Source organism: Micromonospora sp. H33 (assembly GCF_052068455.1).
Lineage (GTDB): Bacteria > Actinomycetota > Actinomycetes > Mycobacteriales > Micromonosporaceae > Micromonospora.
Genome location: NZ_JBQHDE010000002.1, coordinates 714,678 through 735,780, shown reverse-complemented (window position 1 = coordinate 735,780; position 21,103 = coordinate 714,678). Strand labels below are relative to the sequence as shown.

Sequence of the window (21,103 nt, the reverse complement as noted above, 5' to 3'; positions counted from 1 at the left end):
TAATCGCGAGGAGCCGCCCCCGTGCGTTTCGACCGGACCGGAAAAGTTTCCCTCGACGGCATCTACACGCAACCCGATCCCCGCGCCTATTTCACCACCCTGCGTGAGCTCGACTATTACATTCCCCAACTCGCCAAGCCCTATTTCCAGCAAATCATCGGGCAGTACCGCCAATCGCGGCAGGTGGCCGTCCCGACCGTCGTCGACGTCGGCTGCTCCTACGGCGTCAACGCGGCGCTGCTGCGCTGCGACGCCACCATGGACGACCTGTACGACCGCTACGCCGGCGCCGAGTGCACCCGGCAAGCGCTGCTGGAGCGCGATCGTGAGCTGGTCCGGGCGCACCGGTCCCCGGCCCGGTTCGTGGGGTTGGACGTGTCCCGGCCGGCGCTGGGGTACGCATCGGCGGCCGGGTTCCTCGACGACGCCGTGCAGGCCGACCTGGAGGCGCGCGAACCCACGGCGCGGCAGCGCGCCCTGTTCGCCGGTGCCGACATCGTGATCTCCACCGGTTGCCTCGGCTACGTCACCAGCCGGACGCTCGTGCGCGTGGTCGACTCCCGCCGGGACCGGCTGCCGTGGATGGCGCATTTCGCGCTGCGGATGTTCCCGTTCGAACCGATCGCCGACAGCCTCGCGGCCCTCGGTTACGACACGGTGCGGGTGGACGGGACGTTCCGGCAGCGCCGTTTCGCGTCCGACCGGGAACAGCGGCAGGTGCTGGAGACGATGTCCGCCGCCGGCGTTGATCCGGAGGGTCTGGAGACCGACGGCTGGTTGTACGCTCAGCTCTACGTTTCCCGGCCCATCGGCACTCCCGACCCCTTGACCTTTGACGTTGACCAGTCAATGACCCAGAAGGCCGCCCGATGAGCAGCGAGTTCCAGGAGACCGAGTGAGCACGTTCGAAAACGAGGACACGCTGCCGCGGGTGCCGTTGCCCGCGCTGGAGGACACCTGCGCCCGGTTCCTCGAGTGGTCTGCGCCGCTGCTGACGGAGGAAGAGTTCGCCGACACCGAGGCCGCGGTGCAGGAGTTCGGGCGGGCCGACGGTCCGGGGCCGAAGCTGCACGCCGATCTGGTGCGGTACAACGCCGATCCGGCCACGCACAGCTGGTTGGACACGTTCTGGCCGGCGCGCTATCTCGGTCGCCGGGACCGGATCGCGTTGAACGCCAACTTCATCTTCCTGTTCCGCGACACGCCGTTGCGCGGGTTCGCCGAGCCGCAGGTGGAGCGCGCGGCGAGGCTCATCGCCGCCGCCGTGAACTACAAGACCCAGCTCGACGACGAGCGCATCCCGCCGATCGTGACGCGCGGGCAGCCGTTGTCGATGGAGCAGAACAAGTTCCTGTTCTCGACCACCCGCATCCCAGGGCCGGTGCAGGACACCGTCCGAGCGCCGTACAGCGACGAGATGCCGGGCCCGTCGACGGCGCGGCACATCGTGGTGTTCCAGCGCGGCAACGCGTTCCGGATGGACGTGGTCGGTCCGGACGGGCGCCCGTACTCCCTCGACGACCTGGCGGCCGGCCTGCGTGAGGTGCAGAAGGCCGGTGCCGCGCGGGCCGCGACGGCCACCGCGGCCGGTCATCTCACGACGATGGCCCGGGCCGAATGGGCGGCGGCCAGGGACCGGCTGGCGGCACTGGATCCCGGTAACGCCGCGGCGCTGGACACCATCGAGACGGCGCTGTTCTGCGTGTGCCTGGAGGACCTGACGCCGGCCGACGACCTGGCGGCCTGCGACCAGTTGCTGCACGGCGACAGCGCCAACCGGTGGTTCGACAAGGCGGTGTCGCTCATCGTGTTCGCCGACGGCACGGCCGGCATCAACGTCGAGCACTGCGGACTGGACGGCACCACCATCCTCAGCTTCGTCGACACGATGCTCGCCGCGTCGCCCGAGGAGCACGCCGCGCAGTCGGGTGCGGCGGCGCAGGGGGTGCCGGCGATCGAGCCGGTCACGTTCGTGCTCGACGACGCGCTGCGGGCCGACATCGCCGCCGCGGCACGGTCGTTCGCCCAATACGGCGCGGACACCGCCACCGTGACCCTGTCCTTCGACGAGTTCGGGGTGGACGAGGTCAAGCGGCTGCGGATGTCGCCGGACGCGTTCGTGCAGGTGGCATACCAGCTCGCGCACAAGCGGGCCAAGGGCTTCATCGGCGCCACGTACGAGTCCATCGCCACCCGCCAGTACCTGCGGGGGCGGACCGAGGCGATGCGCGTCGTCACGCCCGAGGTGCTGCGGTTCGTGTCCACGATGGACGACCCCGCCGCGTCACCCGACGAGCGGCGGGCGGCGTTCCGGGCCGCGGCCGACAAGCATGTCGAACGGGCGAAGCAGTGCCAGGCCGGTGCGGCACCGGAGCAGCACCTGTGGGAGCTGCAGCTGATCCAAAAGCGGCGTGGGGCGGCGCTCGGCGTGCCCGAGTCGCCCCGGCTGTACGAGACGCCGGGGTGGCTCACGATGCGCGACGACTACCTGAGCACCAGCTCGGCGCCGTCGACCAGCATCCGCTACTTCGGGTTCGGGGCCACCAGCAGTCGCTGCATCGGGATCGCGTACGTGCTGCTGCCGGACCGGTTCAACCTGTACCTCAGCACCCCGCGCCCGGTCGCCGGCATGATGTACACGTTTGCCGACCGGCTCCGCGAAGCGTTGCGTGAGCTGCGCGACCTGCTCGACGAGCGGTAGGCCGGGTCACGGGTCCGCCGCCGGCCGCTCGATCTCCGCGATCTGATGTCGGCGTGGCGGCGGACCCGGTCCCGCAGCGCGTCCCAGGTCTCGGCGGCGAGCCCGCGATAGATCGCCCGGGCGTCGTCGGCCAGCACCGGGCGGTGCGCGGCTGGCAGGCGGTCGAGAACGAAGTCGGCCGCGGCGTCCTTGGACCGGTTCATGCAGCGGGATGGTCGGTGCCTTCCGAGGGCGGTGGCTCGGTGAGCGCGGCCGCGCAGGCGGCGAGGTCGGCGCGGAGCCGCTGCTGCGCGGCGGCGGGCAGCGCGTCGGTCATGCGTCGCTCGATCTCGGCGACGGTCTCGCTGGCCTGGGCGAGGACGCGTCGCCCGGGGTCGGTGAGCTCAGTGGGCAGGGCCCGCCCTCGGGCGGCGGTGGTGGCTCGGGCCAGCAGCCCGCGCTCCTCCAGACCCAGCAGAAGGGCGTGCATCGACTGTCGAGTGACGAACGCGCTGCGTGCGAGTTCGGCCGCCGAGAGGCCGGGCCGCTGGCCGAGCAGTTCGAGGCACGCATACTGCGGCACCGACAGCCCCAGCGGCCGGAGTCCTGCATCCATCGCCGTCCGTAGCGCCGCCGCAGCCTGCTTCAGCGCGTACCCCACCGACATCTCGAGATCGCCTACACCTTGCGCCATGTCAGTATCCTGACATACTCTGGCAATGTCAGGATACTGACATCAACCTCGAGGGGGAACCATGACCGTCACCGGACCCGACTTCATCGCTCTGCAGGTGCGCGACGTCGACGCCGCCGCAGCCTTCTACGAGACTCGGCTCGGGATGCGCCGAACCCTGGCCAGCCCGCCCGGCGCCGTGGTGTTCGCGACGAGCCCCGTGCCATTTGCCGTGCGGACGCCGCTGCCCGGCCTCGACCTGGACGCCGTGACGCCGCAGCCGGGCGCCGGAGTGGCGCTGTGGCTGCGAGCTGACGACGCGCAGGCGCTGCATGACGACCTCGCGGCCGCCGGCGTGCCGATCGTCGCCGCACCGGTCGACGGGCCGTTCGGCCGCGCCTTCACCTTCCGTGACCCGGACGGCTACGCCGTCACCGTCCACGACCAGGGCTGAGGCGGCCAGCCATGAGGCAGCACACGACCGTACGGGAGGTGGCCGGCCCGTGGTCGCTGGCCACCAGCCGGACCTTCTGGGAGGGCTTCGCTCCCGCGGCCCTGCCCGAGCGGGACGAGGCCGCCGAGCTGCGGACGGTGTTCCTCGTCGAGGGCGACTGGTCCCACGCGGCGGCGATCGTCAGGCAGGACGGCACCGCGGCCCGCATCACGGTGGCCGGCGACGGGGACCTGGACGCCGCCGCCGCGCAGACCGCCCGGTTCCTCTCCCTCGACGTCGACGGGCGCGGGTGGCCGGCCGTCGGCGACCGCGACCCGGTCATCGGCGCGGCGCAGCAGCAGCTGCCCGGCCTGCGGCCGTGCGGATTCCACTCGCCGTACGAGGCAGCCGCCTGGGCCGTGCTGTCGCAACGCATCCGCATCACGCAGGCCGCTTACCTGCGCGCCGACCTCATTCGCCGGCACGGCCACGACGGCACCTTCCCCGCCCCCGGCCGGCTGCGGATGCTCGACCTCGACCTGCCCGGCCGCAAACCCGAGTACCTGCGCGCCGTCGCCGATGCCGCCCTCGACGGGGTCCTGGACGGCAGTCGTCTGCGGGACCTCGACCCCGAGGCCGCCGTCGCGCAGGTGCAGCAGGTGAAGGGGCTCGGTCCGTTCGCCGCCGAACTCGTCGTCATCCGCGGCGCCAACCACCCCGACGGCCTCCCGCACCACGAGACCCGCCTCGACGCCGAGATCGTCCAGCAGTACGGGCCCGACACCACCCTCACGCACGTCGCGCCGGCCTGGCGGCCCTACCGCACCTGGGCGGCCGTCCATCTCCGCACCCTCCGCGAACAACGCACCCACGAAATCAGCGGCCGCTCGACAACCGGCCCCGCCGCATACCGTTGATCAAGAAACACCACACTTCACGGACGGCAACTCCGCGTCGGTGTCGCCGATTGCCGGCCCGGGGATCGCACCCAGATCCCGACCTTCCCTGACCTGACGCCCACGCCGTGCGAGCCCCGTGCGAACCGACGGCCCGCTGTCTCACGCATTCGAGCACGAGACAGCGAGCCCATCCGTTCGACAGATCCGACCCTCTGTCAGTCGGCCAGCGCCCCCGCCGCCCGGCCCTCGTGCAGGGTCAGGTTGCGCCCGCTGGCCGGGTCGAACAGGTGGATCTTCTCCAGGTTGAACCACACCCGGTGGCTCTCCCCCTCCCGTACGGCCGACTCGGCCGACAGCCGGGTGACCAGGCTCGCGCCGCCGCCGGTGAAGTCGGCGCCGGCATCGGCGGCCAGTTCCTCCAGCTCGGCGGCACTGGCCCGCTCTCCCTCGACGCTGAGGTAGACGTACTTGTCGGAGCCCATCGACTCGACGATCTCCACCGGCGCCTCGAACTCCATGCCCCGGCGGCGGGTGTCGTCGTCCACCAGCGCGGCGTCCTCGAAGTGCTCCGGACGGATGCCGAGGATCAGCTCGCGCGGGGCGTCCGCGCCCTCGAGCTGGCGGCGGACCCGGTCGCCGATCGGCACGTCACCGAGCGCCGTCCGCAGCGAGCCGTCCTGCACCGCCGCGTGCAGGAAGTTCATCGCCGGCGAGCCGATGAACCCGGCGACGAAGAGGTTGCGCGGGTGGTCGTACAGTTCCTGCGGCGGGCCGACCTGCTGCACCGCGCCGCCCCGCATGATGACCACGCGATCGCCGAGGGTCATCGCCTCGGTCTGGTCGTGGGTCACGTACACGGTCGTGGTGCCGAGCTGCTTCTGCAGGCGGGACACGACGGTCCGCATCTGCACCCGCAGCTTGGCGTCCAGGTTGGACAGCGGCTCGTCCATGAGGAACGCCTTGGGCTGGCGGACGATCGCCCGCCCCATCGCCACCCGCTGCCGCTGGCCGCCGGAGAGGTTGGCCGGCCTGCGGTCCAGCAGCGGGGTGAGCTCCAGGACCTTCGCCGCCTCCTCCACCTTCTGGTTGATGGTCTCCTTGTCCAGCTTCTGCAGGCGCAGCGGGAACGCCATGTTCTCCCGGACGGTCATGTTCGGGTAGAGGGCGTACGACTGGAACACCATGGCGATGTCCCGGTCCCGGGGTGCCTTGTCGTTGACCCGCTCCCCGCCGATGCGCAGCTCGCCGGAGCTGATGTCCTCCAGGCCCGCGATCATGTTGAGGGTGGTGGACTTCCCGCAGCCGGACGGTCCCACCAGGATCACGAACTCGCCGTCGGCGATCTCCAGGTCGACGTCCTGCACCGCGACGGTGCCGTCCGGGAACTTCTTGCTCACCTTGTCGAGCGCGATGTCAGCCACGACTACCACCTATCCCTTGACTGCGCCGGAGGTCAGGCCGGAGACGATGCGGCGCTGGAAGAAGAGCACGAACAGGATGATCGGAATGGTGATCACCACGGCGGCGGCGCAGATCGCCCCGGTGGGGTCCTCGAACTGCGACTCGCCGGTGAAGAACGACAGCGCGACCGGCACCGTACGGGACCGCTCGGTGGAGGTCAGCGAGATGGCGAAGAGGAAGTCGTTCCAGCAGAAGATGAAGACGAGGATCGCCGTGGTGAACAGCCCCGGCGCGGCCAGCGGCGCGATGACGCGGCGGAACGCCTGGCCCTGCGTGGCGCCGTCCATCTTCGCCGCCTTCTCCAGGTCCCACGGGATCTGCTTGAAGAACGCCGACAGCGTGTAGATCGCCAACGGCAGGGCGAACGTGATGTACGGCAGGATCAGGCCGGGCCAGGTGTCGAAGAGGCCGAGCTGCCGCTCGATCTCGAACAGCGGCGACACCAGCGACACCTGCGGGAACATCGCGATCAGCAGCGAGACGCCGACGAGCAGCTTCTTGCCGGGGAAGTCCAGCCGGGAGATCGCGTACGCCGCCATCGCGCCGAGCACCACCGCGACCAGGGTCGCGATCAACGCGATGCCGATCGAGTTGACCAACGCCCGGACGAACTGGTCGGTCTGGAAGATCGTCCGGTAGTTGTCCAGCGTCCACTCCCGCGGGATGAACTTCCCGTCGGTGAGCGTCGCCGGGGTCTTGAACGACAACGACATGATCCACAGCACCGGGATCAACGCGAAGACGACCACGACGACGTCGAGCAGTCCCCAGCGCAGCTTGGCCTTGGTGGTGGTGTCCGCCATCTCAGCGCCTCTCCCCGTCGTCGCTGCCGGGGGCAGCGGTACCGAACAGCTTCACGAAGATGAACGCGACGATCGCCACGGTGATGAAGATCAGCACCGACATCGTGGACCCGATGCCGAGGTTCAGACCCCGGATCAGGTTGTTGTAGGCGATCATCGACACCGACGACGTCTCGTTCGCCCCCGACGTCAAGATGTAGATGTTGTCGAAGACGCGGAACGCGTCCAGCGTGCGGAACAGCAGGGCGACCAGGATCGCCGGCTTCATGACCGGCAGCATCACCTTGGTGAACCGCTGCCAGGCCGTCGCCCCGTCGGTGGAGGCCGCCTTGAGCAGGTCGTCCGGCACCAGGGCCAGGCCGGCCATCAGCAGCAGCGCCATGAACGGGGTGGTCTTCCAGATCTCGGCGAGCATGATGATCGCCAGCGAGCTGGCCCGCTCGGTGAGCGGGGCGCTGCCGTCGAAGAGGTTCGCCAGGTAGCCCGTGCCGGGCGTCCACGCGTACCGCCAGGAGAAGGCGGCGACGACCGTGACGATGCCGTACGGGATCAGCGCCGCGGTCCGGACGATCCCCCGGCCGACCAGCGTCCGGTGCATGATCAGCGCCAGCCCCATGCCGAGCACCAGCTCGACGGCGACGGTGACGACGGTGATCAGCATGGTCACGCCGAACGCCGTCCACCAGAACTCGTTGGTCAGCACGGTCAGGTAGTTCTCCAGCCCGATGAACTCGCGCTGGTCGGGGAAGCGCAGGTCGAAGCGCTGCATCGACAGCCAGACCGAGTAGAGGATCGGGTACGCCGTCACCAGCACCATGACCAGCGCGGCCGGCGCGCAGAGCAGCCAGCCGAGCCGCCGTTCGGCGCGCTTGTTCTCGCTCAGCGGGGCCCTGCGGCGGCTGGCCCGCTGCGCGGGCACGGCCGCGTGCCGCCCGGTACGGGTGGCGGTCTCGTCGGCGGAGATGTCCGCGCCCGCCGGCGTCGCGTTGATGCTCATGCCGTCACCTCCCGGCGGCCTGGTCGGTCGGCCGTGTCACGGGTTCGCTCCCTCACGGCAGGACCCCCTTCGACTCGAGCGCGTCCGCGATGGCGTCGCGCAGCTCGTTCGCGGTCTGCTCGGGGCGGATCGCCGACGGCGGCGAGAGGATCGCCGACGTCACCGTGGAGATGCTCTGGTAGGCCGGCGTCAGCGGACGCACCGCCGGCTCCTTCAGCTCCTCGAGGATCGTGTCCTTCATCGGGTACGCCTCGGTCATCTCCGGGTCGTCGTAGATGCTCTCGATGGTCGGCGGCACACCGTCGTTGATCGCGGAGAACTTCTGGTTCTTCTCGTTGCGGATGCACTTCGCGGCCTCGAAGGACTCCTCCGGGTGCTCCGAGTACGCGCTGACGGCCATGTTCACCCCGCCGATCGTGACCTTGCTCGGGGTGCTCTCGTCGACGCCCGGGATCCGCGCCCAGCCGACCTGCTTGGCCAGGTCCGGGTTCGCCTCCTGCAGTGCCGGGTAGACGAACGGCCAGTTCACCTGGAAGGCGCCGTTGCCGGACTGGAACTCCAGCCGGACCGGGTCCTCGGTGGCGTTGCTGAACGACGGCGACGTCACGCCGGACGTGGCGAAGCGCTGGAGCTGGTCGAGGGCTCGCACCGTCCCCTCGTCCATCACCGCCTCGGTGCCGTCCTCGTTGAGGATCCGCCCGCCGGCGCTCTCGGCCAGCGTGTTGTAGAGGACGACCAGGCCCTCGTACTGGGCACCCATGGTCAGCACCTGGTACGGCTTGCCCTGCGCCTTCAACTGCTGGGCCGCCGAGATCATCTGGTCCCACGTCTTCGGCGGCTCCGGCACCAGGTCCTTGCGGTACCAGAGCAGTTGCACGTTGGTGTTCTTCGGCGCCGCGTAGAGCCGGCCCTCGTACCGGGCGGTCTCCAGCGGGCCCTCCAGGGTGCCCTGCTCGGCCTCGGCCCTGTTCTCCCCGGTCCACTCCCGGATCCAGTCCGCGCTGGCGAACTCCTGGGTCCAGGTGACGTCGAGGCCGAGGACGTCCATGCCGGTGTCCTCGGCGGCGAGCCGGCGCACCATCTGCACCCGCTGCTCGTCGGCCTGCCGGGGCAGCACCCGGTAGACGATCTTGTACCGCCCCTGGGCCTGCGCGTTGCAGTCGTCGACGACCTTCTGCAGGTTCTGCTCGGGCGGGTAGTACAGGTTGATCGTGGGCGTACCGCCGTCTCCACCGGTCCCGCAGGCGGCCATGGGCGCCACCAACGTCAGCGCAGCTGCGGCCGCGACCGCGCGGGCGCGGGGTCGACGCCGCCATCGGGCCTGGTCAGAGTCGCTCATCGCCCCTCCCCTCCTTCTCGGCCAAGCCGGGGGAAGGCTTCCGTGCCCCGGCACACGGCGAGACGGACGGGGCGCCGACCAGGCAGTTCGGTCGCGCCCCGGGCGTTTCGTGGCCCCAACACTGCCCGACCTGCGAAGTTCCGAAACCTGACGGCAACCGGGCCCATGCAACGGAGGTTGGTGTGGCGTACATCACCACGCTGCGGACGACCGTGGGCGCCCTTACGCTCGCCCGATGGACGTCACCTTCTTCTTCGACCCCGCCTGCCCGTGGACCTGGCGTACGTCCCGCTGGCTGGTGACCGTCGCCGACGCCCGCAACCTGCGCATCGAGTGGCGGGCGTTCAGCCTGGCCATCCTCAACGAGGGGGGTATCCCGCCCGAGCACGCCAAGGCGATGACCGCGTCCGGCCGGGCGCTGCGCCTGGTGGAGGCCCTGCGCGCCGAGGGGCGGCACGACGACGCCGGCCGCTTCTACGCCGAGTTGGGCGCCCGCACGCACGACGCCGGCAAACCGCCGGGCCCGAAGGTCGTGGAGGCGGCCGTCGGGGCGGCCGGGCTGGGCGCGGCGGCGTCGGCCCTCGACGACGAGCGCTGGGACGAGGCGGTACGCGAGTCGCACGGGCTCGCGTACGCGTCGGTGGGCCCGGACATCGGCTCGCCGGTGCTGATGGTGCCCGGCGCCGACCGCGGCCTGCACGGGCCGATCCTCACCGAGGTGCCCGGCACCGACGACGCCCTGACCATCTGGGACTGCACCATCCCGCTGATGCGCCTGCCGACCTTCCACGAACTGAAGCGCGCCCGCCACTGACGCCGCCCGCCGACACGGGACCCCGACCCGGACACCGCCCCGCGCTCCCCCCAAGATCCGCGCACTTTCACCGAAAGAGTGGCCACGTCGCGGCGAATGACCACTCTTTCCGTGAAAGCGCCGCCACGGGCGTGCTCCGGGGGGCAGCGCCCGCGGGCGCCGGCTCCGGGGTGCGGGGTGGGGTGCGGGGTGGGGTGCGGGGTGGGGTGCGGGGTGGGGTGCGGGGTGGGGTGCGGTGGGGGATGATGCGCGCATGATCGTGCGGTTCAAGGATCTGTGTCTGGATGCGGCGGACGCCCGGGAGCTGGGCGGGTTCTGGGGACGGGTGCTCGACGGGGAGGTCGTGGACGCCGGGGGCGGGGACACCCGCGTCGATCCCCGGGCGGCCCGCTCCGGCGCCGAGTCGATCTGGGTCAACCGGGTGCCCGAGCCGCGTACCGTCAAGACCCGCGTACACCTGGATCTGCGGCTGTCCGGCGCGGACCCGGCGCCGCTGCTGGAGGCCGGCGCGCGACTGGTCCGCGAGCCGGACGCGGAAATCGACTGGTGGGTGCTCGCCGACCCGGAGGGCAACCTGTTCTGCGCGTTCGCGTCGGGGGAGGGCGCGCGGCCCGGTCCGTTCGAGCTGGTGGTCGACACGGCCGACCCGGCCGCCCAGGCCCGGTGGTGGGCCGGAATCGTCGGCGGCACCGCCGAGATCAGCGAGAAGGGGTACGCCTACATCGTCGGGGCGGCGGGATTCCCCTGGGAGTACTGGGTCTTCGACCCGGTGCCGGAGCGCAAGACGGTCAAGAACCGGATGCACTGGGACGTCGACCTGCTCGACCCGGAGCCGACCGCCCTGATCCGGGCGGGTGCCACGCTGCTGCGCGAGCCGACCGACCAGACCCGCTGGTGGGTGCTGGCCGACCCGGAGGGCAACGAGTTCTGCGCCTTCCCGCCCCGTCCCACCGAGTGAGCGGACGGTTACCCGGCGACCACCAGGTGGACTAGCGTTTACCTGCGCGTTCGCCATCGACGTCGACACGCCTCGGCCGATCCCGGCCCGCCCGATCGGTTGGTTCTCGCGGGAACTCACACCGCCGCCGCGCCGGTTGGGCAGGATCGTCCCCAACGAGGAGGTGCCGTCGTGCAGGACACCCGCGCTCTCGCCCTGACATTCGAGGTGAGCGGCCTGCCACCGGTCAAGACCGAGGCGCTGTCCATCTTCGCCGCCGGGCATCGGCAGGCGACGAGGGTCCGCGCCCTGCTCCAAGCGGCCTGCGTGGCGGCCCAGCGCACCGGCTGGACCCCGCTGTCCGGGCCGATCGAGGTGGACCTCGTGCTGCGCTGCCCGCCGGGGCACCGCACCTCCGACGCGAGCACGCTGCTCGGCGGGGTGTGCGCGGTGCTCCAGGACAAGAAGCGGGTGGGCAGCATCGGCCTGGCCCACCTCGGCGTCCTGGTGGACGTCGCCCTCTACGACGACGACCGGCAGATCCGGAAGTTGTCGTACACCGAGGAACCGGCGGAGGACTTCTCGTACGAGGTACGGGTGGCCGCCGTACCGGCCGCGGTTTGACCGACGGCCGCGGTGGGGTACCGCGGTCGCCGAGGAAGGGAGCCCCGATGTCGGAACCACACGTCACGCTGGACCCCCGGGATCCCGTGCAGGAGAAGCTGCGCCGCCCGCTGGAGGATCAGCTGACCTCGGCGCTGCAGGCCGCCACCGAACGGGTGCGGGCCAGCTACGCCGGCGAGCCGGTCGAGCAGGTCTGCCAGCGGCTGCTGGACGAGACCCGTGCCGGCCTGCACCCCGACATCGCGGCCGGCTTCAACCCGGACATGGAGGAGTTCTGCCGGGTGGCGGTGGCGATCGTCCGGGGCGCGGGCACCTGAGCTCCCGTCACGCCGCGACCGGGCTCGTCCGGCGACCCGTCCAGCGCGTCGCCGCGAGTTCGGCTGGGTGTAGTCGCTGACCAGCGCGGGCAGGCGGTACCCGGCCGGCCCACTGGCAGCGGGCCGGCTCGGGAGAGGACGAAGGACAGCCTCAGTAGCGGGACAGGTTCTGCGCCGGGCAGATGACGATGCGGGGGTTGAGGGTCGGGTTCAGCCACTTCAGGACGCCGACCAGGTGGTCGTGCGAGAGGCTGACGCAGCCGGCGGTGGCGTTGCCCGACGCGGTGCTGAACTCGTGCAGGAAGATCCCGCTGCCCGCGTACGGGACGGGCTTCGGCACGGTCGGCGGCATGTTGTACGTGATGACGGCGAAGTGCGTGTACGCCGGCTTCTCCATCCAGAGCGCCTCGCTGTACCCACCCGGGTTCGTGCTGGTGTGCTGGAACGTGTTGTAGGCCGGTGACTCCGGGTTCTCGTTCCACCAGTCGTCGGTCACGATCCGGTGGTACGGGTAGCGCACGCCCGGGTTGGCGCCGATGCCGTACATGGTCGAGCCGATCGCGAAGACCCCGGTCGGGGTGGTCGGCACGCCCTCGACGTGATCGTCGCTGAACCCCTTGGAGCCGATCCGGGCCGGCAGCGGTGCGGAGACCGGGAACCAGCGGGCGCCCACCCGGTAGAAGGTCTCCAGGGTCGCGTAGGTCGTGCTGTAACCGTTGCCGGTGACGATGACGACCTGCTTCGTGCTGGTCGGCAGGGTGGTCAGCCGGTCGGCCTTCGTCCTTCCGCGCGGCCGGCGCTGGGTGGTGGGCGCCCAGACCTCCCCGACGGCGTCGGTGTCGGAGGGCATGGCCACGGCCGGACCGGCCCCGGCGACGACGGGCGCCGCCACGCCGGCCGCCGCACCGAGGATCAAGGTTCTCCGCTTCATGGCCAAGATCCTGGCACGAGACGCTCTCCCGCACTGTCCCAAAATGAGTGACATTTCGCGATGAATGCAGTCGGTGTGTCGATGCGACACCGTGATCGGCGAACGCCGAAAACGGGTCAGGACCGGGTCCGCAACTCCCCGGTCCTGACCCCCAGCCGTCCGGCGTGGTAGCGGACATCGCCATGGTGGGCGCGCGGGCGTGGCACGTCGCCCGCGCCGGGCTCACCACAACGAGCCGGCCCGCCTGCACTCAGCTCCACGGTGCCCAACCACCGGACTGCAGCACGCTCCCGACTCACCCCGAAGAGCCGTGAGCGCCGGATCAGGTTAGGCGCGTTTCCGCAGCTCGAACAAGGTTCGTGGCGGTCGTGGGAGCGTGATTGATGTCAAGGTGGAAAAACGGCATGTCGACGTAACGCGCGGCCGTGAACTAGCGCTGTTTCCCACCGAGGCGACCACTAGGCGTACGCCGGACGACGGTCGCCGCGACACCGCCGGCGAGCAGAGCGCCCGCCAGTACGTGCAGCAGCCGAACGCCGGTCGGAGCGACCTGTTCCGCGGCCGGCAGCAGCGGCACCAGCGCCACCCCGACGGCGAGGACCAGCCCCGCGACCGGGAGGAACACCGAAGGTCGGGCCGGAACCGATGGCGGCACCACCGTCAGCATGTCACGGCGAGCCGCGACGCGGCGCGCGACCTCGATGGTGACCGCCGCGCCGAGCAGCGTGCTGGCCAGGTCCGACACCGTCCACCAGTGCACACCGGTGGCGGCGTACCAGTCGACGCCGAACGCGCTGAGCCAGTTGGTGTGGGTGACCTGGTCCCACGCGACATGGCTGAGCGCACCGAGCAGCGCCGACCCGGCGGTGATCCACCAGGGGTGCCGGACCGCCGCCAGCGAGGTGTAGTCGGTCCAGCGGAAACCGGAACCGGCCGGCAGGTGCGGGGCGACCACCACCACGGCACGGCGGACGACCCACGCGTACGCGAGCGCCACCGGCAGACACCACCAGAGCAGCCCCGCGAGGGTGTGGGTGCGCGGGAGCTCCCACGGCGTGCCGGTGAACAGGTACGCCACGTCCGGCGACACCGCCCCGGTGACCAGGGTGACCCCGTCGAACCAGCGGGGTCGCCAGAGCTTCAGCGGCAGGACCGCGGCCGGATGGGACGGAAACGTCAGCGGCACCCGGCGAGGTTACCGGCCGGTGGCGGCTCAGAAGTGCCGGAGCAGGTCCGGGAAGGTGGCGAGGTGCAGGACGCCCTCGTCGGTCGGGTCCAGCTCGTCGTGCTCCAGCACCCAGGTGTTCTCGTTGGGGATGAACACGGCGTTCATCCCGGCCGCCCTGGCCGGCAGGATGTCCGACCTCGGGGAGTTGCCGATCATCCACGCGTCGGCCGGGTCGAAGCCGTGCTCCTTGGCCAGCCACCGGTAGGTGTCGACGGTCTTCTCCGAAACGATGTGCGCGGCCCGGAAGTGGTGCAGCAGGTCGGACGCGTCGAGCTTGCGCTGCTGCTCCTCCCGCTCGCCCTTGGTGAGCAGCAGCAGCTCGTGGCGGCAGGCCAGCTCGTCCAGCGCCTCGGCCACGCCGGGCATCAGCTCCACCCGGTGCTCGACCAGGGCGACCGCCAGGTCCTGGATCTCCCGCCGCTCGGCGTCGGTGGCGGGCCGCTCCCGCAGGTGCTCGAAGCACTCCCCCAGACTGTGCAGGAAGACCTTGCTGCCGTAGCCGTGCGCGACCGAGTTGGCGCGCTCGATGTCGTCGAGGATGGCGCGGATCTCGGTACGGTCCAGCGTCGGGTGGTCCACCCACTCCAGGAAGTCGTCGATGACCCGCTCGAACAGGACGTTGTTCTCCCAGAGCGTGTCGTCGGCGTCGAAGACCAGCACCCGTCCCGGCTCGATCACCACGTCTCTCCCTTCGTGTGCCCGGGCCACCGTACTGTCTCCGGCCACCGCGGTCAGCCGAGTTCCGTTCAGCGGCGGAGGTCGAGGATGAGGTCGGCGACCAGGGCGGTCCAGCCGGTCTGGTGCCAGGCGCCGAGGCCGGCCCCGTTGTCGCCGTGGAAGTACTCCGGGAAGCAGATCAGGTCCCGCCAGTCCGGGTGGGTCTGGAAGAGCTGCGCGGCGCCGTAGATCGGTCGCCGGCCCCAGCCGTCCCGGGTGAACAGCGAGATGAGCCGGGCGGACAGGTCGTCGGCGATCTCGTCGAGGCTCCGCTTCACGCCGGACCGGGTCGGGTACTCGACCTGGAGGTCGTCACCGAAGAAGGCCGCGTAGTCGCGCAGCGCGCTGATCAGCAGGAAGTTCGTCGGCATCCAGATCGGGCCGCGCCAGTTGGAGTTGCCGCCGAACAGCCCGCTGGTGGACTCCGCCGGCTCGTACCCGACGCAGAACTCCTGCCCGCCGAGGGTGACCGCGAACGGCTTGTCGAGGTGGGCGCGGGAGAGTGTCCGCAGCCCGTACTCGGAGAGGAACTCGTCGGTGTCGAGCATCCGGGCCAGCAGCCGGACGATCTGCTCCGGGCCCACCATGGACAGCAGCCGCTGCTGGCGGCCGTCCGAGCCGAGCCGCCGGGCGCCGATCACGTCGGCGTACTCGGGGCGGTTGGTGAGCAACCAGCGCAGCCGCGCGCCCAGTTCGGGCAGCCGGTGCAGCGTCCGCGCGGTCAGCCGGGTGACGGCTGCGAGGGGCAGCAGCCCCACCACCGAGCGGACCTTCAGCGGCACCTTCGTGCCGTCGGCGAGCCGCAGCACGTCGTAGAAGAAGGCGTCCTCGGTGTCCCACAGCCCCTGCTCGTACGCGGCCGCGGCGATGTACGCGAAGTGCTCGAAGAACTTGGTGGCGGTGTCCACCCAGGTCCGGTCGTGCTCGGCGAGGACGATGGCGATGTCGAGCAGGTTGAGCGCGTACATCGCCATCCAGCCGGTGCCGTCGGACTGCTCCAGCACACCGGCCACCGGCAGCGCCGCCGAACGGTCGAACGGGCCGACGTTGTCCAGCCCGAGGAAGCCACCCTCGAAGACGTTGTTGCCGCCGGTGTCCTTGCGGTTGACCCACCAGGTGAAGTTCAGCAGCAGCTTGTGCATCACCCGGCCGAGGAACGCGTGGTCCCGGCTCCCGTCGATCTCGAACACCTTGAGCGCCGCCCAGGCGTGCACGGGCGGGTTCACGTCGCCGAACGCCCACTCGTACGCCGGGATCTGCCCGTTGGGGTGCAGGTACCACTCGCGGAGCAGGAGCAGCAGCTGCTCCTTGGCGAAGCCGGGGTCGACCCGGGCGATGCTCACGCAGTGGAACGCCAGGTCCCAGGCGGCGTACCAGGGGTACTCCCACGGGTCAGGCATGGAGATCACGTCGAAGCTGGTCATGTGCCACCAGTGGCTGTTGCGCCCGTGCCGGCGACCGGCCGGCGGTGGCGCCGACCCGGGGTCGCCCTCCAGCCACCGCTTGACGTCGAAGTGGTAGAACTGCTTGCCCCACATCAGGCCCGCGATGGCCTGCCGGGCGACCAACGCCTCGTCCGGGGTGGCCCGGGCGGGGATCACCCCGGCGAAGAAGCGGTTCGCCTCGGTGCGCCGCGCCCAGACCGCCGCGTCGAAGCCGTCGCCGAGGTCGGCCGGCGGGGGTGGCGTGCCGCCGGGCGGCGGGGCGGTCCGGGTCAGCCGCAGCCGGATCTGGCGCTGCGCGCCCGCCGGCACGGTCAGCACGTAGTGCAGGGCGCCCTTGGTGCCCTCCCGCTCCGGGTTGACCGTCGGTGCCCCGGCCACGACGTGGTCGTTGATCCCGTCCTTCGGGTAGCGGGACCGGCTCGGCAGCCCCCACAGCCGCTCGGCGTTGGTGTCGTTGTCGCACAGCAGGGGCGTGGGCTCGCCGTCCCCCTCCAGCAGGAGTTGGCCGAGCACCCAGTGCTCACCCTCCAACCGTGAACCGGAACCGACGATCCGGGGCACCCGGTCACCGCCGGGCAGCCCCCACGCCCAGGTGTTGCGGAACCACAGGGTCGGCAGCACGTGCAGGGTCTCCGCCCGGTCGCCGCGGTTTGCGACGGTGATCAGGATGCACATGTCCGTCGGGCCGGCCTTGGCGTAGTCGACGGTCACCGCCCAGTACCGGTCGTCGTCGAAGATCCCGGTGTCCACCAGCTCGTACTCGGTGTCGTCCCGGCCGCGCAGCGCGTTCACCGCGACGAGTTCGTCGTACGGGAAGGCGGCCTGGGGGTAGTGGTAGCGCCAGCGCATCCAGGAGTGGGTGGGGGTGGAGTCCTCGTACCACCAGTAGTCCTTCGCGTCCTCGCCGTGGTTGCCGCCGTCCCCGCCGAGGCCGAACATGCGCTCCTTGAGGATCGGGTCGCGGCCGTTCCACAGCGCCAGGGCGAAGCAGAAGGTCTGCCGGTCGTCGCACACGCCGGCCATGCCGTCCTCGCTCCACCGGTAGGCTCGGGACCGCGCGTGGTCGTGGGGGAAGTAGTCCCACGCCGTGCCGTGTTCGCTGTAGTCCTCCCGTACCGTCCCCCACGCCCGCTCGGACAGATAGGGACCCCATGCGCGCCACTCCTGCTCCCCCGCGTCGGCCTGGGCGAGCCGGATCCGCTCAGGGTCGGGCGCGGAAGCGTCGGGAGGCGGCACGTCGGTGATCACTCGCACATCTTCGACGCCGCCGGGGTACTTCACCACAGCGGCCATTCTTCTCGTGCCGCGTCACACCTCGCCGCCGGTGGAGGGAAATTGATCGACATCACCTTCGGTCCGCAGGTCTGCGGCGAGCTGACCAGCGCCGCCACCCGCGAGTGGCTGGTGCCGGACGGTCTCGGCGGGTACGCCATGGGCACGGTCGCCGGGCTGCGCACGCGCCGCTACCACGGTCTGCTCGTGGTGGCCGGCGAGACTCCGGCGTCCCGACGGGTGGGACTGGCGAGCCTCGACCCGGCGGTCGTGCTCCCCTCCGGGGCGCGGGTGCGCCTCGGCGCGCACGAGTGGGCCTCCGGTGACGTGGATCCGCGGGGCTTCGAGCTGCTGGAGCGCTTCGACCTGGCCGACGGGCTGCCCCGCTGGCGCTGGCGGATCGGCGACGTGGTGATCGAGCGAGAGCTGGCGACGGTGCACGGCCGGCCGTGCGTCGCGGTGGTGCACCGGCTGGTGACCGGCGGCCCGGTCCGGTTGGAGCTCGCCGCGGCCTGCACCTGGCGCGACGCCCACGGAGAGCGCCGCGCCGACGGGCCCACACCACGGATGGACCCGGTGGCCGACGGCGCCGTGGTCGAGGGCTCCTTCCGGCTCTCCGGGCCGGGCTGGGCGCCGGAGGGCCAGTGGTGGCTCGGCGCGCACCACCGCGAGGAGGCCGCGCGCGGCCTGCACCCGGACGAGGACCTCTGGTACGCGGGCCGTTTCGTCGGCGCGCTGGACCGGCCGGGTGACACCGTCTCGGTGCTCGCCTGGGCCGGCGACCTGGCCGACGAGCCGCCGCCGGGGCCGGAGGTGGTGGCCGCCGCACGGGTCCGCAACCGGGCCGTGGCCGCGGCCGCGCAGCCGGTCGACCCGGTCGAGGCGACGCTCGTCCAGGCCGCCGACGCGTTCGTGATCGGCACCGGCCGTGGCCCGGACGTGGTGGCCGGCTACCCCTGGTTCGGCGCCTGGGCCCGGGACACGATGATCTCCTACGAGGGGTTGTTCCTGTGCGCCGGCCGGGCGGACGAGGGCCGCGAGCTGCTGCGGTCGTACGCGGCGACGCTGTCGGAGGGGATGCTCGCCAACACCGCCGACACCGGCCGGGTGGAGTACAACACCGTCGACGGCACCCTGTGGTTCCTGCACGCGGTGAGTCGGCACGTGACGGTCACCGGTGACACCGACCTGGGCGCGGAGCTGCTGCCCGCGCTGCGCCGCGTCGTCGACGCGCACGTGGCCGGCACCCGGTTCGGCATCGCCGTCGACGCGGCCGACGGGCTCCTCACGCAGGGCGCCCCGGGGACCGCGCTGACCTGGATGGACGCCCGGGTGTACGGGGTGCCGGTGACGCCCCGGGCCGGCAAGCCGGTCGAGGTCAACGCGCTGTGGATCAACGGTCTGGCTGGGCTCGCCGAGCTGGCGGAGCTGGCCGGGCAGGAGGCGGTCGAGCTGTGGCGACTGCACGACCGCGCGGTCTCCGCCTTCCGGGAGCGGTTCCCCGCCCCGACCGGATGGCTGCACGACGTGGTCGACTCGCCCGCCCCCGCGTACCCGCTGGGCGGCGCCGCCGTCCACGACGACGACCTGCTGCGTCCCAACCAGCTGCTGGCCTGGTCGCTCCCGTACGCCCCGCTGGACCCGGACGAGCCGACGCTGCGCCGCGTGGCCGCCGGGCTGCTCACCCCGCTCGGCCCCCGCAGCCTCTCCCCCGACTCGCCGGAGTTCGTCGGCCGGCACCGGGGCGGCCCGGCTGAGCGGGACGGCGCCTACCACCAGGGCACCGTCTGGCCGTGGCTGCTCGGCCCGTTCGTGGACGCGAGCCGGCGGGCCAAGCTCCCCGTCGACGACCTGTTCGTCGGGATCGAGGCGCACCTGACCGAGTTCGGCCTCGGCTCGGTCAGCGAGACAGCCGAGGGTCTTCCCCCGCACCGGGCGACCGGGTGCCCGTTCCAGGCGTGGTCGGTCGCCGAACTGCTGCGGGTGCGCCGGATCCGGTAGGCACCGCTTTACACGACCGCAACGGTTGTGTCTCCGCTGGTTAGCCGTCTACCAGCAGGATTGGCCCCAATCCAGTCGCGACGTCAACGGGGGCACCGGAAATGGTGCCGACCCGCGCGCGCTCGGGGACAACTCAAAGGGGGCCGCATGTCACCAGAGGGCGCCGTGATCGACATCCACCCCGCCCGGCACCAGCGCGTGCTGATGCTGTCCTGGGAGTACCCGCCCGTACTCGTCGGCGGCCTCGGCCGCCACGTCCACGCCCTGTCCGTCGCCCTCGCCACCGCCGGCCACGACGTCACCGTCGTCACCCGCCACACCGACGGCGCACCCCTCGAGGAGTACGCCGACGGCGTCCGCATCGTCCGCGCCGCCGAAGACCCCGTCACCTTCCCCCTGGCCACCAGCTCACTACTCGCCTGGACCATGGCCTTCAACCACACCCTCACCCGCGCCGCCCTCCGCGCCACCGAAACCGGCACCTACGACGTCATCCACGCCCACGACTGGCTCGTCGCCCACACCGCCATCACCCTCGCCGAACACCTCGGCCTCCCCCTCGTCACGACCATCCACGCCACCGAGGCGGGCCGACACCAGGGCTGGCTCCCGGAGGAGATGAACCGCACCATCCACGGCGTCGAACACTGGCTGAGCAGCGCCTCCACGCGGGTGATCACCTGCTCCGGTTACATGCGGGACCAGGTGACCACGCTGTTCGAGGTGCCCGCCGGTGACATCGACGTGGTGCCCAACGGGGTCGACGACCGGGCCTGGCGCGCCCGTCCCCGCGCGGTCGCCTCGGCCCGGGCGCGGTTGGCCGGGGACGGCCCGCTGATCGGCTACGCCGGCCGGCTGGTCTACGAGAAGGGCGTGCAGCACCTGGTGCACGCCGTGCCGTACCTGCGCCGGCGGCATCCCGGGCTGCGGGTGCTCATCGCCGGCGACGGGCCGTACCGGGAGGAGCTGGTGGAGCAGGCGCACGGGCTGCACCTGCACGACACGGTCCGGTTCGCCGGGTTCCTCGACTCGACGCAGCTGCCGGCCGTGCTGGGCGCCACCGACGCGACCGTCGTGCCGAGCCTCTACGAGCCGTTCGGCATGGTCGCACTGGAGGCGGCCGCCGCGGGCGCGCCACTGGCGGTGGCCGCGACCGGCGGGCTCGCCGAGATCGTCGAGCCGGGGGTCACCGGGGTGACGTTCCCGCACAGCGACCCGGACGCCCTCGCCGGGGCGGTCGACCAACTCCTCGCCGACGAGGTGTTCGCGCGGCGGGTGGCCCGGCGCGCCCGCGCCATGGTCGGCGAGCGGTACGGGTGGGCGACGATCGCGGAGCGCACCGCCGGCACGTACGCCGCCGCCCGCCGCGAGCACGGCCCCGCCGGACGGCGGGCCCCGGCCCGGCTCGGCGAGCGCCGGCAGAGCATCGAGATCCCCGACGGGAACCTCCTGGCGATCGGTGGCGCTGCCGGCTGAGCGGCTGTCGGAAGACCCCGGGGCGAGCTGAGGCGGAGTCCAGCCGGGGATCCGGC

Annotated in this window: 19 protein-coding genes and 1 pseudogene; 10 read left to right on the top strand and 10 right to left on the bottom strand. The window is 71.6% G+C overall.

Annotated elements, in window-relative coordinates; translation table 11 throughout:
• Positions 1 to 21: 21 nt before the first annotated feature.
• Entirely contained in the window at positions 22 to 873 is an 852-nt protein-coding gene (locus ACTMS0_RS08940; protein WP_441154622.1) for a hypothetical protein, read from the top strand.
• A gap of 22 nt (positions 874 to 895) precedes the next feature.
• Positions 896 to 2,701, top strand: a complete 1,806-nt coding sequence (locus ACTMS0_RS08935; RefSeq protein WP_441154621.1) for a choline/carnitine O-acyltransferase — start codon at positions 896 to 898, stop codon at positions 2,699 to 2,701.
• Positions 2,702 to 2,757: 56 nt separating this feature from the next.
• Here ACTMS0_RS08935 and ACTMS0_RS08930 read toward each other — a convergent pair.
• Both ACTMS0_RS08930 and ACTMS0_RS08925 read right to left on the bottom strand, forming a co-directional pair.
• A pseudogene (locus tag ACTMS0_RS08930) lies at positions 2,758 to 2,904 on the bottom strand (aminoglycoside adenylyltransferase domain-containing protein); the annotation flags it as partial.
• Positions 2,901 to 3,374 (bottom strand): MarR family winged helix-turn-helix transcriptional regulator, encoded by a 474-nt coding sequence (locus ACTMS0_RS08925; RefSeq protein ID WP_441154620.1) that lies wholly within the window; start codon positions 3,372 to 3,374, stop codon positions 2,901 to 2,903. The pseudogene ACTMS0_RS08930 and the gene ACTMS0_RS08925, both read right to left, overlap by 4 nt.
• Before the next feature lie 61 nt (positions 3,375 to 3,435).
• Between ACTMS0_RS08925 and ACTMS0_RS08920 the strand changes: the two genes are divergently transcribed.
• Together ACTMS0_RS08920 and ACTMS0_RS08915 are read left to right on the top strand one after the other, a co-directional pair.
• Positions 3,436 to 3,807 carry a VOC family protein gene (locus tag ACTMS0_RS08920; RefSeq protein ID WP_441154619.1) on the top strand — a complete coding sequence of 124 codons (372 nt, stop codon included), beginning with the start codon at positions 3,436 to 3,438 and terminating at the stop codon, positions 3,805 to 3,807.
• A gap of 11 nt (positions 3,808 to 3,818) precedes the next feature.
• Complete coding sequence (locus tag ACTMS0_RS08915) at positions 3,819 to 4,703, top strand: DNA-3-methyladenine glycosylase family protein (RefSeq protein ID WP_441154618.1); 885 nt, start codon at positions 3,819 to 3,821, stop codon at positions 4,701 to 4,703.
• A 197-nt stretch (positions 4,704 to 4,900) separates the two neighbouring features.
• Here ACTMS0_RS08915 and ACTMS0_RS08910 read toward each other — a convergent pair whose 3' ends face one another.
• From ACTMS0_RS08910 to ACTMS0_RS08895, 4 genes are read right to left on the bottom strand one after another with little or no spacing between them, the layout of a single operon-like run.
• Positions 4,901 to 6,106, bottom strand: coding sequence for an ABC transporter ATP-binding protein (locus tag ACTMS0_RS08910; RefSeq protein WP_441154617.1), 1,206 nt, complete (start codon positions 6,104 to 6,106; stop codon positions 4,901 to 4,903).
• A 9-nt stretch (positions 6,107 to 6,115) separates the two neighbouring features.
• Positions 6,116 to 6,949: a carbohydrate ABC transporter permease gene (locus tag ACTMS0_RS08905; protein WP_441154616.1), complete on the bottom strand. Its 834-nt coding sequence runs from the start codon at positions 6,947 to 6,949 to the stop codon at positions 6,116 to 6,118.
• A 1-nt stretch (position 6,950) separates the two neighbouring features.
• Positions 6,951 to 7,946, bottom strand: coding sequence for a carbohydrate ABC transporter permease (locus tag ACTMS0_RS08900; RefSeq protein ID WP_441154615.1), 996 nt, complete (start codon positions 7,944 to 7,946; stop codon positions 6,951 to 6,953).
• Positions 7,947 to 7,998: 52 nt separating this feature from the next.
• Complete coding sequence (locus tag ACTMS0_RS08895; RefSeq protein ID WP_441154614.1) at positions 7,999 to 9,285, bottom strand: ABC transporter substrate-binding protein; 1,287 nt, start codon at positions 9,283 to 9,285, stop codon at positions 7,999 to 8,001.
• 235 nt (positions 9,286 to 9,520) lie between these two features.
• Here ACTMS0_RS08895 and ACTMS0_RS08890 point away from each other — a divergent pair, with 235 nt between their 5' ends.
• From ACTMS0_RS08890 to ACTMS0_RS08875, 4 genes are all read left to right on the top strand, one after another.
• Positions 9,521 to 10,099 carry a DsbA family protein gene (locus ACTMS0_RS08890; protein WP_441154613.1) on the top strand — a complete coding sequence of 193 codons (579 nt, stop codon included), beginning with the start codon at positions 9,521 to 9,523 and terminating at the stop codon, positions 10,097 to 10,099.
• A gap of 253 nt (positions 10,100 to 10,352) precedes the next feature.
• Positions 10,353 to 11,057, top strand: a complete 705-nt coding sequence (locus ACTMS0_RS08885; RefSeq protein WP_441154612.1) for a VOC family protein — start codon at positions 10,353 to 10,355, stop codon at positions 11,055 to 11,057.
• A gap of 171 nt (positions 11,058 to 11,228) precedes the next feature.
• The gene (locus ACTMS0_RS08880) at positions 11,229 to 11,660 is read left to right on the top strand and encodes a hypothetical protein (RefSeq protein ID WP_441154611.1); all 432 of its coding nucleotides are present in this window, start codon (positions 11,229 to 11,231) and stop codon (positions 11,658 to 11,660) included.
• Positions 11,661 to 11,707: 47 nt separating this feature from the next.
• Positions 11,708 to 11,977, top strand: a complete 270-nt coding sequence (locus ACTMS0_RS08875) for a hypothetical protein (RefSeq protein ID WP_441154610.1) — start codon at positions 11,708 to 11,710, stop codon at positions 11,975 to 11,977.
• A gap of 151 nt (positions 11,978 to 12,128) precedes the next feature.
• Here ACTMS0_RS08875 and ACTMS0_RS08870 read toward each other — a convergent pair whose 3' ends face one another.
• The 4 genes from ACTMS0_RS08870 to ACTMS0_RS08855 all read right to left on the bottom strand — a co-directional run bounded on the left by ACTMS0_RS08870 (position 12,129) and on the right by ACTMS0_RS08855 (position 17,591).
• Positions 12,129 to 12,908 carry a L,D-transpeptidase family protein gene (locus ACTMS0_RS08870; RefSeq protein ID WP_441154609.1) on the bottom strand — a complete coding sequence of 260 codons (780 nt, stop codon included), beginning with the start codon at positions 12,906 to 12,908 and terminating at the stop codon, positions 12,129 to 12,131.
• A gap of 430 nt (positions 12,909 to 13,338) precedes the next feature.
• Complete coding sequence (locus ACTMS0_RS08865; RefSeq protein ID WP_441154608.1) at positions 13,339 to 14,094, bottom strand: DUF4184 family protein; 756 nt, start codon at positions 14,092 to 14,094, stop codon at positions 13,339 to 13,341.
• Positions 14,095 to 14,121: 27 nt separating this feature from the next.
• Entirely contained in the window at positions 14,122 to 14,796 is a 675-nt protein-coding gene (locus ACTMS0_RS08860; protein ID WP_441154704.1) for an HAD family hydrolase, read from the bottom strand.
• Between the two features lie 86 nt (positions 14,797 to 14,882).
• Complete coding sequence (locus ACTMS0_RS08855) at positions 14,883 to 17,591, bottom strand: MGH1-like glycoside hydrolase domain-containing protein (protein WP_441154607.1); 2,709 nt, start codon at positions 17,589 to 17,591, stop codon at positions 14,883 to 14,885.
• Between the two features lie 42 nt (positions 17,592 to 17,633).
• Between ACTMS0_RS08855 and ACTMS0_RS08850 the strand changes: the two genes are divergently transcribed.
• Together ACTMS0_RS08850 and ACTMS0_RS08845 are read left to right on the top strand one after the other, a co-directional pair.
• Positions 17,634 to 19,571, top strand: coding sequence for an amylo-alpha-1,6-glucosidase (locus ACTMS0_RS08850; RefSeq protein ID WP_441154606.1), 1,938 nt, complete (start codon positions 17,634 to 17,636; stop codon positions 19,569 to 19,571).
• 147 nt (positions 19,572 to 19,718) lie between these two features.
• A complete protein-coding gene (locus ACTMS0_RS08845; RefSeq protein ID WP_441154605.1) occupies positions 19,719 to 21,047 on the top strand; it encodes a glycosyltransferase family 4 protein in 1,329 nt (442 codons plus the stop codon).
• The last annotated feature ends 56 nt before the right edge of the window (positions 21,048 to 21,103 follow it).

Excerpts from the sequence above, each read along its gene's own strand:
- ACTMS0_RS08925 (WP_441154620.1), bottom strand. The coding sequence starts at position 3,374 with ATGGCGCAAGGTGTAGGCGATCTCGAGATGTCGGTGGGGTACGCGCTG.
- ACTMS0_RS08920 (WP_441154619.1), top strand. The coding sequence starts at position 3,436 with ATGACCGTCACCGGACCCGACTTCATCGCTCTGCAGGTGCGCGACGTC.
- ACTMS0_RS08915 (WP_441154618.1), top strand. The coding sequence starts at position 3,819 with ATGAGGCAGCACACGACCGTACGGGAGGTGGCCGGCCCGTGGTCGCTG.
- ACTMS0_RS08905 (WP_441154616.1), bottom strand. The coding sequence starts at position 6,949 with ATGGCGGACACCACCACCAAGGCCAAGCTGCGCTGGGGACTGCTCGAC.
- ACTMS0_RS08900 (WP_441154615.1), bottom strand. The coding sequence starts at position 7,946 with ATGAGCATCAACGCGACGCCGGCGGGCGCGGACATCTCCGCCGACGAG.
- ACTMS0_RS08895 (WP_441154614.1), bottom strand. The coding sequence starts at position 9,285 with ATGAGCGACTCTGACCAGGCCCGATGGCGGCGTCGACCCCGCGCCCGC.
- ACTMS0_RS08890 (WP_441154613.1), top strand. The coding sequence starts at position 9,521 with ATGGACGTCACCTTCTTCTTCGACCCCGCCTGCCCGTGGACCTGGCGT.
- ACTMS0_RS08885 (WP_441154612.1), top strand. The coding sequence starts at position 10,353 with ATGATCGTGCGGTTCAAGGATCTGTGTCTGGATGCGGCGGACGCCCGG.
- ACTMS0_RS08875 (WP_441154610.1), top strand. The coding sequence starts at position 11,708 with ATGTCGGAACCACACGTCACGCTGGACCCCCGGGATCCCGTGCAGGAG.
- ACTMS0_RS08870 (WP_441154609.1), bottom strand. The coding sequence starts at position 12,908 with ATGAAGCGGAGAACCTTGATCCTCGGTGCGGCGGCCGGCGTGGCGGCG.
- ACTMS0_RS08855 (WP_441154607.1), bottom strand. The coding sequence starts at position 17,591 with ATGGCCGCTGTGGTGAAGTACCCCGGCGGCGTCGAAGATGTGCGAGTG.
- ACTMS0_RS08845 (WP_441154605.1), top strand. The coding sequence starts at position 19,719 with ATGTCACCAGAGGGCGCCGTGATCGACATCCACCCCGCCCGGCACCAG.